This is a genomic window from Actinomadura sp. WAC 06369 (genome assembly GCF_003947565.1).
GTDB lineage: Bacteria > Actinomycetota > Actinomycetes > Streptosporangiales > Streptosporangiaceae > Spirillospora > Spirillospora rifamycini.
Genome location: NZ_QHJN01000097.1, coordinates 24,002 through 31,637, shown reverse-complemented (window position 1 = coordinate 31,637; position 7,636 = coordinate 24,002). Strand labels below are relative to the sequence as shown.

Here is a 7,636-nt window from a genome sequence, read left to right as displayed (position 1 = left end):
GCGGTGTTCGTCGCGGGGCGCGGGGACGACCGGCCGGCGCGGCCGTCGGTGCCGGGGCCCGTGGCGGCGGACGCGCAGTTCGCGCTCGACCCGGCGGCGGCGGACGACGGGCTGGTGCAGGAGCTCGCGGCGGTCGACGCGGCGGGCGGGACGGTCGTCGCGGTGGGGAGCGAGGACGGCGGCCGGGCCGAGTTCGTGGCGTCGGCCGACGGGGGCCGGACGTGGGCGGCGGGCACGGCGCGGACGGACACCGGGACCGTGCCGCCGAGCGGGGACCGGCCGCGCCTGGTCGCGGGCGGCGGGGGCCGCTGGGCGGCGCTGGGCCTGGCGGCCGACGGCGGCCGCGTGGCGTGGACGAGCGAGGACGGGCGGGCGTGGACGCGCCGCGCGCTCGGGCCCGCGTTCCGTGCGTCCGACGAGGTGAACGACCTGGTGCGGACGTCCGCGGGGTTCGTGGCCGTGGGGGCGGCGGACGGCCGGGGCGTGGTGTGGAGTTCGGCCGACGGGCGGGCGTGGCAGCGGGTCGACGGCCTTCGCGGGATCATCGGCCTGTACGGGGCGGCGGCGTCGGGGGACGTGCTCGTGACGCAGGGGACGTACCCGAAGAAGGTCGTGCAGCGGAAGGGCCGCCGGAAGGTCGAGCGGACGGTCGCGGCGCAGGGGCTGTGGCGTTCGGCGGACGGGGGGCGCACGTGGCGGCCCGTCCATGTGCGGCAGTCCCACGGGTCCCACGGGGCGACGAAGGGGCTGGTCGCGGGGCCGGGCGGCTTCTACACCGTGCGGGACGCGAAGGACGGGAAGAAGCGGTTCGCGGTCGTGTTCGGTTCGGCGGACGGCGCGCGGTGGAGCGCGATCGGGAAGATCGGCGTCGCCGGGCACCGGGGCGTCGAGTCGTTCGGCGGGTCGCGGGCGGGGCTCGTCGCGGTGGTGCGCGGGAAGCGGCGGGAGGTCGTGCGGAGCGCGGACGGGCGCAGGTGGCGGGCGGACGGGACGGTGGGGCGCGCGGAGGTCGCCGGGCTGACGGTCGTGGAGGGCGGCCGGCTCGCGATCGCCGGGAAGCTCGACGGTGACGCGTACCTGTCCGGCGTCGATCTCGGGAAGGTGCCGGGGGCGGTGCGGGAGCAGCGGGCGGTCGGGCGGTCGCCGCGGCGGGCGGCCGGGCGGTCGCGGTCGGCGGCGGCAACGGGGACGCGGCGGTGTGGAGTTCGGCGGACGGCGCCGCGTGGGCCCGGGCGGAGGTCCCGGCGCTGCAGGGGAGGCTGGCGGACGTGGCGCACGGGGCGCGCGGCTGGCTGGCGGTGGGCCGGACGGGCGAGGCGGCGCTCGCGCTGCGGTCGTCCGACGGCGTCGCGTGGCGGCGGGCCGCGTTCCCGGCGGGGCGTCCGGCGGCGGTCGCGGCGGGCCCGGCCGGGTACGTCGCGGTCGGGGAGGGCGCGGCGTGGCGCTCGGCCGACCTGGAGCGGTGGCGGGGCGCCCGCCTCGACGGCGCCGCGGCCGATGTGGCGGTGACGGCGGGCGGGTACGTGGCGGTCGGCGCGCGCGCGAAGGAGGCCGCCGTGTGGACGTCCGCGGACGGTGCGGTCTGGCGGCCGGTGCGGCTGCCGTCCGGCCTGCGCGGGCCGCTGACGGGTGTCGCCGCGTCCGGCGGGACGGTCGTGGCGGTGGGGCCGGGGGTGCCGCCGCTGGTGTCGGCGGACGGCGGCGCGACGTGGACGCCGCGGGACGTCGGGGAGGTGGCGCCGACCGCGGTCACCGCGACGCCGGACGGGTTCGTCGTCGCGGGCGTCACCGGGGCGTTGGACGGTGTCGTGTTCGCGTCCGCGGACGGCGCCGCGTGGCGCCGGGTGGCGGTGCCGGGGCTGGACGGCCCGGCGGACCGGAGGCTGACCGCGCTGGCGCCGTTCGGCGGGGGTGTGCTCGGTACCGGGAGCAGCGACGACGGTGCGGCGGTGACGCCGCTGCTGTGGCGCGCGGACGTCCCGGGGCGGTCCGCGGCCGGTTGACCGCCGGCGCCCCGGCCCGTCCGAGGCGGGCCGGGGCGCGGCGGCCCCGGTCAGCCGTTACAGCCGCAGGAGCAGCCCTTCGGGCATGAGCATCCGCCGCCGTGTCCGCAACTGCAGTTCTTCTGAGTCATGCCCGGAACGTAACCTCTGTGCCGTTTTGGGGTCTATGGCCGGGGCGGCGAGGTGCATGTGTCCGCGCCGGGGGCCTAGGTGTCGATGGTCAGGTCGACGCCGAGCAGCACGAGGATCCACAGGACGACGGCGAGCACGGCGCTGAGCACCTTGCCGAGCAGGTCGGGGGTGATGTACCCGCGGTCCCAGGCCACGAACAGGCCGATGACGAGGTAGATGATGCCGACGAGCCCGATGTGGGTGCGGCGGTAGCGGTAAGGCATGGGGGGTCGTCTCCTCCCGGAGGAATCTGACGATCCACCGTTGCCCCGCCCCATGTCGGGATAACTCCGGACGCTTACCGGGACGTCCGTTGCCGATTTTTCGGTGCGTCCCAAATTCAGCCGGCGGGCCTCGCGCCGCGCGCGTCCCGCTTCGCCAGGGCGATCCGGACGACCGCGGGGTCGTGCTCGTCGGGCCGGTCGGCGAACTCGGCGGTGCGGTGCACGATGTCGAACTCGTGCTTGCGCCGCTCCAGCGACTCGCTCAGCAAGATGTGGTCGAGCGCCTGCGCGTTGCCGTCCGTCACGGCGGTGTAGCGGTCCTTCGGCGGCAGCTTCGCGGGCAGGTCGGTCAGGCCCGCCTGCGCCAGCGCCTGCACCGGCAGCGACTCCGGGGTGTCGTTGAGGCGGGCCGCGACGACGACGTTGGCGTTCCGGTCGACCTTCCGCACCGACCGGACGAACCCGGCGACCGCCTTCGCCTGCGCGTCGCGGCGCCAGCGGGTCGGCTGCTGCGGCGGCTGGTTCCGGCCGAACAGCGGCTCGTCGTCGGCGGTGCCCGGGTACCACTCGCCGGTCACGACGATGATCCGCTCGCCCTGCCAGGTGACCTCGCCCGCGAGCGGCTTGCGGGTGCCCGCCCACACGGCGTCGGTCGGCGCGATGCGGCCGGGGCTGCGCGACAGCCCGGCCGTCCCGCCGCGGGCGACGGGGCGGACGGCGGTCACCGCGGGGTTCGGCTCCTCGGCCGGCTCCTCCTCCGCGAGCGTTCCCGTCCGGGCGGGACGGTCGACGAACGCCAGGCCGCGGTCGGTGCGGAACAGGAACCCGACGCGCGGGTTGGCGCCCTTGTCGCCGCCGTCGGCGTTGTTCTTCGGCTCGACCGAGCGCCACTCGTAGGCGGGGCCGCCGGCGGCGCTGATCGCGGTGATCAGCTCGGCGACGGTCTGGTCGGCGGCGACCGTCCCGTCGTTGCGGGCGCCGCTGTTGTCCTGGAGGTCGTCGACCGCGACGAGGTCGGGCGAGGCGAGGCCGGTGACGATGTCGTCGGCGACGGCGCGGAACCGGTCGCGGGGGGTGTTCGGGCTGAGGCCGCCGAGGCCGATCGTGGCGATGGCGAGCTCGCCGGGCCGCTGCGGGCGGGTCGCCTCGCGGGGCAGCCCGCCGGCGGCGTGCCGCGGCGTCGCGGTCGCCAGCACCTTGAAGTGGCCGAGGGCGTAGTCGACGACGCCGACGCTGTCGCCGGGCAGCCGGTCGCCGACGTTCGCGGCCGGCAGCGGGGCGAGCGAGTCGTCGAGGACGATCCGCTCGGGGTTGGCGTCGCCGTCGCGCTGCAGGATGCCGCCGCGCCCGGTGCGCGTCCCGGCGCCCGCGCCGCCCGCCGGCAGGACGGGCAGCTCGCCGAACCGGGTGGGGCCCACCGCCACGGCGTCCTGGAGCCGCACCTGCATGCCTTCGAGCGCCTCGTAGAAGTCGAGGCCGTTGCGGCCCGGATCGAACGTCCCGCTCCGCTCGACGTTGCCGGGCGTGCCCCGGACGACGCTCGTCGGCGCGCTGACCCCCTTCGGCCCCAGCAGGACCGGGGGCGGGACGTCCGCGCGCCCGGCGGCGGCGACCTTCGTCGCGCCGATCTCCGTCCGGGTGAGGCCCCCGGACTCCGCGCCGCCCGGCCGGAACTCGCTGACCCGGCCGTCCACCCGGACGGCGTCGCCGCGCGCGACGCTCGGGCCCGTGCGGGTGAAGACGAAGATCCCCTCGGACGTCGCGGCGCGCCGGTCGGGCTTCGGGTCCTGCATCCAGAAGCCGGTGCCGGTCACGGCGGTCACGACGCCGGGGACGCCGACGACCGAGGCCCCGTTGAGCGGCGAGACGTGCGCGGCGCCCTGGATGTCGTGGATGCGGGCGGGGCGCGGCGCGGCGTGCGCCGCGGACGGGAGGAGGCCCAGCGGGACGGCGAGGACCGCCGCGGCCGCGAGCCGGGGGATCCCGCCGAACGCCCGGACCGCGCGGGGGCGGCGCGGCCGCCCCGATCCACCCGTGTAGGCCACCCCGGAACTCCATGATCGTCTCGTGGTCCGCGCCGAACAGGCAGCAGGATGGCACGCGAGGGGTTCCGGTGACCAACCGCGCCGGGAAATCCGTCCAAATCCGCCTGGAGCGGGTCTGCGCGACGGTCCGGGAGGGACGGCGGGGCGGCTACTCCTCGAGCGTCAGGGCGGCCTTCGGGCACGACCGGACCGCGTGCCGCACGCGGTCGGCCTCGCCCTCGGGCACGTCCGGCTGCAGGATCTCGAGCTCGTCGTCGTCGCTGAGGTCGAAGACCTCGGGGGCGAGCCCGACGCACACGCCGTTCGCCTCGCACACCAGCGGGTCGACTCCTACTCTCATCGCCTTCTCCGTTCGCGGGTCCCGGTGAGGGTTCGATGGCCCGGAGCGCACGCGCGGGACGCGCGCGGACCCGGACCGTCCTCGGCCGCCAACCTACCGAACATGGTTCGGAGAGGTGCGCTCGGGGAAAGTAGAACACGTTCCACTCTGGATCGGCAAGTAGGGCGGCGGGGTGGTGCGGCACGCCGGGGCATGTCGGATAAAGTGCCCGGCGGAGGCGAGGCGATGACTCAGACCGAGGCGTCCACCGGCCCGGGGACGACCGAGATGCCCGCGGCGCTGCTGCGGGCGGCGCGCGCGGCGAAGGGCTTCATGCCCGACGCCGAGGGCGCGGCCCTGTACGAGACGGCCCTGGAGTACGGGGGGCGGCTCGCGGACGTCGGCCCGCTGCTGGAGGTCGGCACCTACTGCGGCAAGTCGGCGATCTACCTGGGCGCCGCCGCCCGGTCGGCGGGGACGGTCGTGGTCACCGTCGACCACCACCACGGCTCGGAGGAGAACCAGGCGGGGTGGGAGCACCACGACCCGTCGCTGGTCGACCCGTGCACGGGGCGGATGGACACGCTGCCGACCTTCCGCAAGACGATCGGGGCCGCGGACCTCGAAGAGCACGTCGTGGCGGTCGTGGGGCAGTCCCGCACCGTGTCGGCGTTCTGGCGCACCCCGCTGGCGCTGCTGTTCATCGACGGCGGGCACGCCGAGGAGCACGCGCAGGGCGACTACGAGGGCTGGGCGCCGCACGTGGCCGTGGGCGGCGCGCTGGTGATCCACGACGTGTTCCCCGACCCCGCCGACGGCGGGCAGGCGCCGTACCGCGTGTACCTGCGGGCGCTGCGCAGCGGCGCGTTCGAGGAGCGCCGGGCCGAAGGCTCGCTGCGCGTACTGGAACGTGTTTCAGACGCGGATCCGCGCGCCGAGGCGTGACCGCGGGGGCCGGGCCGGACGGGCGTCCGGTGCGGCCCCCGCGACGCCTCAGAGGCGGGACCGGACGGGGTCGGCGACCGGCACGAAGGCGCAGCCGCACGCCGCCGGGTCGGACGCCTCGGACGGCCCCAGCGGGCGTCCCGCGATCTCCTTGAAGATGCGGGCGCCGGGGGACGCGCCGTCCAGCGCGTCCGCGGCGAGGACCACGGCGGCCGCGGTGTAGGTGGAGCGGTCCCCCGGGAAGTGCCGCCGGTTCTCGAACTGCCAGCCGGTCCAGTACGAGCCGTCCTCGTGGCGGAGGTGCTGGATCGTGGCGAACAGCTCCAGGGCGCGGTCCCGGTCGCCGGACGCGTCGAGGGCCAGGACGAGCTCGCAGCTCTCGGCGGCCGTCACCCACGGCTGGTCGGACACGCAGCGGCAGCCGAGGCCCGGCACGACGAACACGTCCCACTGCTCGGCGAGCCGGCGCGCGGCGGCCTCGCCGCGGACCGGGCCGCCGAGGACGGGGTAGTACCAGTCCATCGACCAGCGGCTCTTGTCGGCGAACGCCTCGGGGTGCGCGGCGACGACGTGGCCGAGCTGGTCGGCGGCGAGCTCCCACTCCGGCTGCGGCTCGCCGAGCCGCTCCGCGAGCGCGACGGCGCAGCGGAGCGCCTGGTAGATCGACGAGCAGCCGGTCAGCAGCGCGTGGTCGGACGCGCGGCCGTCCTCGGTCCGCATCCAGATGATCTCGCCGCGGCGGGTCTGCAGGCCGAGGACGAAGTCGATCGCGCGGCGCACGGTCGGCCACATGGCGCGGGCGAAGTCCTCGTCGCCGGTCATCAGCAGCTCGTGCCAGACGCCGACCGCGACGTAGGCGGCCTGGTTGGACTCGCCGCCGGGCTCGGTGACCTCGCCGAGCACCCACTTGGCGGGCCACGACCCGTCCTCCCGCTGGACGTCCGCGAGCCACGCGTAGGCGCGGCGGGCGGCGTCGCCCATCCCGGCGACGGTCAGCGCCATCGCCGCCTCGACGTGGTTCCAGGCGTCGACGTGCCCGGCGATGCCGTCGATCGGCGCGAACCAGGGGATCGCGCCCGACGGCTCCTGCTGGCGGGCGATGCTGCGGGCGGTCTCGACGACGTCGCCGCGGGTCAGGACTCCGGGGACGGCGGGGATGTCAGACCGCATCGGCGGTCTCCTCCGCCGGGGTCTCGGACGTGCCCGTCTTGACGGGCTTGCTGCAGTACACGACGACGCTCTTGCCGATCAGGGGGTTGAGCACCTGCTCGGCGACCCGGGTCGCGAGGGGCCGCTTCATGATGTCCCACACCAGGAGCTGGTGGTACGCCTTGGCGAGCGGGTTGCCGTCGTTCTCCACGCCGACGGCGCACTTGATCCACCAGTAGGGCGCGTGCAGGCCGTGCGCGTGGTGGTGGCCGCCGATCGTGAAGCCCGTCGACTTCAGCTTGGCCTCCAGCTCGGCGCGGGTGTAGATCCGCACGTGGCCGCCGGGGGCGGTGTGGTAGTCCTCCGACAGGGCCCAGCAGACCCGCTCCGGCAGCCAGGACGGGACGGTCGCGGCGAGCCGCCCGCCGGGCCGCAGCACGCGCAGCAGCTCGCGCATCGCGCGCATGTCGTCCGGGATGTGCTCGAGCACCTCGGAGGCGATGATCGCGTCGAAGTGGTCGTCGGGGAACGGCAGCTCCAGCGCGTCGCCCCGGACGGTCTCGGCGGCGGCGTCCTCGGGGACCTCGCCGCCGAGCCGCATCGCGCCGAACATCTTCTCGACGCCGGCCAGCTCGTCGGCGTCCTGGTCGAAGGCCACGACGTGCGCGCCCCTGCGGTACAGCTCGAACGCGTGCCGTCCCGCTCCGCAGCCCATGTCCAGGATGCGGTCTCCGGGTGCGACGCGGAACCGCTGGAAATCCACGGTCAGCAGGGTCGTGC

The 7,636-nt window shown here is 76.3% G+C and carries 8 protein-coding genes; 3 read left to right on the top strand and 5 right to left on the bottom strand.

Annotation, left to right across the window (positions count from 1 at the left end; all coding sequences use genetic code 11):
• The coding region (locus DMH08_RS40295; RefSeq protein WP_199747980.1) for a hypothetical protein at positions 1-1,509 on the top strand (1,509 nt) is incomplete at its 5' end.
• A complete protein-coding gene (locus DMH08_RS24480) occupies positions 1,506-2,003 on the top strand; it encodes a hypothetical protein (protein WP_158642384.1) in 498 nt (165 codons plus the stop codon). The genes DMH08_RS40295 and DMH08_RS24480, both read left to right, overlap by 4 nt.
• Positions 2,004-2,209: 206 nt before the next feature.
• On the opposite strand, the gene DMH08_RS24475 is transcribed toward DMH08_RS24480, so the two are convergent.
• From DMH08_RS24475 to DMH08_RS24465, 3 genes are all read right to left on the bottom strand, one after another.
• Positions 2,210-2,398: a hypothetical protein gene (locus tag DMH08_RS24475; protein ID WP_026401172.1), complete on the bottom strand. Its 189-nt coding sequence runs from the start codon at positions 2,396-2,398 to the stop codon at positions 2,210-2,212.
• Between the two features lie 116 nt (positions 2,399-2,514).
• The gene (locus DMH08_RS24470) at positions 2,515-4,443 is read right to left on the bottom strand and encodes an endonuclease/exonuclease/phosphatase (protein ID WP_125617964.1); all 1,929 of its coding nucleotides are present in this window, start codon (positions 4,441-4,443) and stop codon (positions 2,515-2,517) included.
• Between the two features lie 148 nt (positions 4,444-4,591).
• The gene (locus DMH08_RS24465) at positions 4,592-4,783 is read right to left on the bottom strand and encodes a ferredoxin (RefSeq protein WP_026401171.1); all 192 of its coding nucleotides are present in this window, start codon (positions 4,781-4,783) and stop codon (positions 4,592-4,594) included.
• A 225-nt stretch (positions 4,784-5,008) separates the two neighbouring features.
• Here DMH08_RS24465 and DMH08_RS24460 point away from each other — a divergent pair, with 225 nt between their 5' ends.
• Entirely contained in the window at positions 5,009-5,707 is a 699-nt protein-coding gene (locus DMH08_RS24460) for a class I SAM-dependent methyltransferase (protein ID WP_233617776.1), read from the top strand.
• A gap of 48 nt (positions 5,708-5,755) precedes the next feature.
• Here DMH08_RS24460 and DMH08_RS24455 read toward each other — a convergent pair whose 3' ends face one another.
• Together DMH08_RS24455 and DMH08_RS24450 are read right to left on the bottom strand one after the other, a co-directional pair.
• Positions 5,756-6,877, bottom strand: coding sequence for a prenyltransferase (locus DMH08_RS24455; RefSeq protein ID WP_026401169.1), 1,122 nt, complete (start codon positions 6,875-6,877; stop codon positions 5,756-5,758).
• On the bottom strand, positions 6,867-7,628 hold the full coding sequence (locus tag DMH08_RS24450; protein ID WP_199747982.1) for a class I SAM-dependent methyltransferase: 762 nt from the start codon (positions 7,626-7,628) through the stop codon (positions 6,867-6,869). Before DMH08_RS24450 ends, DMH08_RS24455 begins: the two co-directional genes overlap by 11 nt.
• Positions 7,629-7,636: the final 8 nt, after the last annotated feature.

Coding starts and splice junctions, on each gene's coding strand:
- DMH08_RS24455 (WP_026401169.1), bottom strand. CDS start 6,877: ATGCGGTCTGACATCCCCGCCGTCCCCGGAGTCCTGACCCGCGGCGAC.
- DMH08_RS24475 (WP_026401172.1), bottom strand. CDS start 2,398: ATGCCTTACCGCTACCGCCGCACCCACATCGGGCTCGTCGGCATCATC.
- DMH08_RS24460 (WP_233617776.1), top strand. CDS start 5,009: ATGACTCAGACCGAGGCGTCCACCGGCCCGGGGACGACCGAGATGCCC.
- DMH08_RS24465 (WP_026401171.1), bottom strand. CDS start 4,783: ATGAGAGTAGGAGTCGACCCGCTGGTGTGCGAGGCGAACGGCGTGTGC.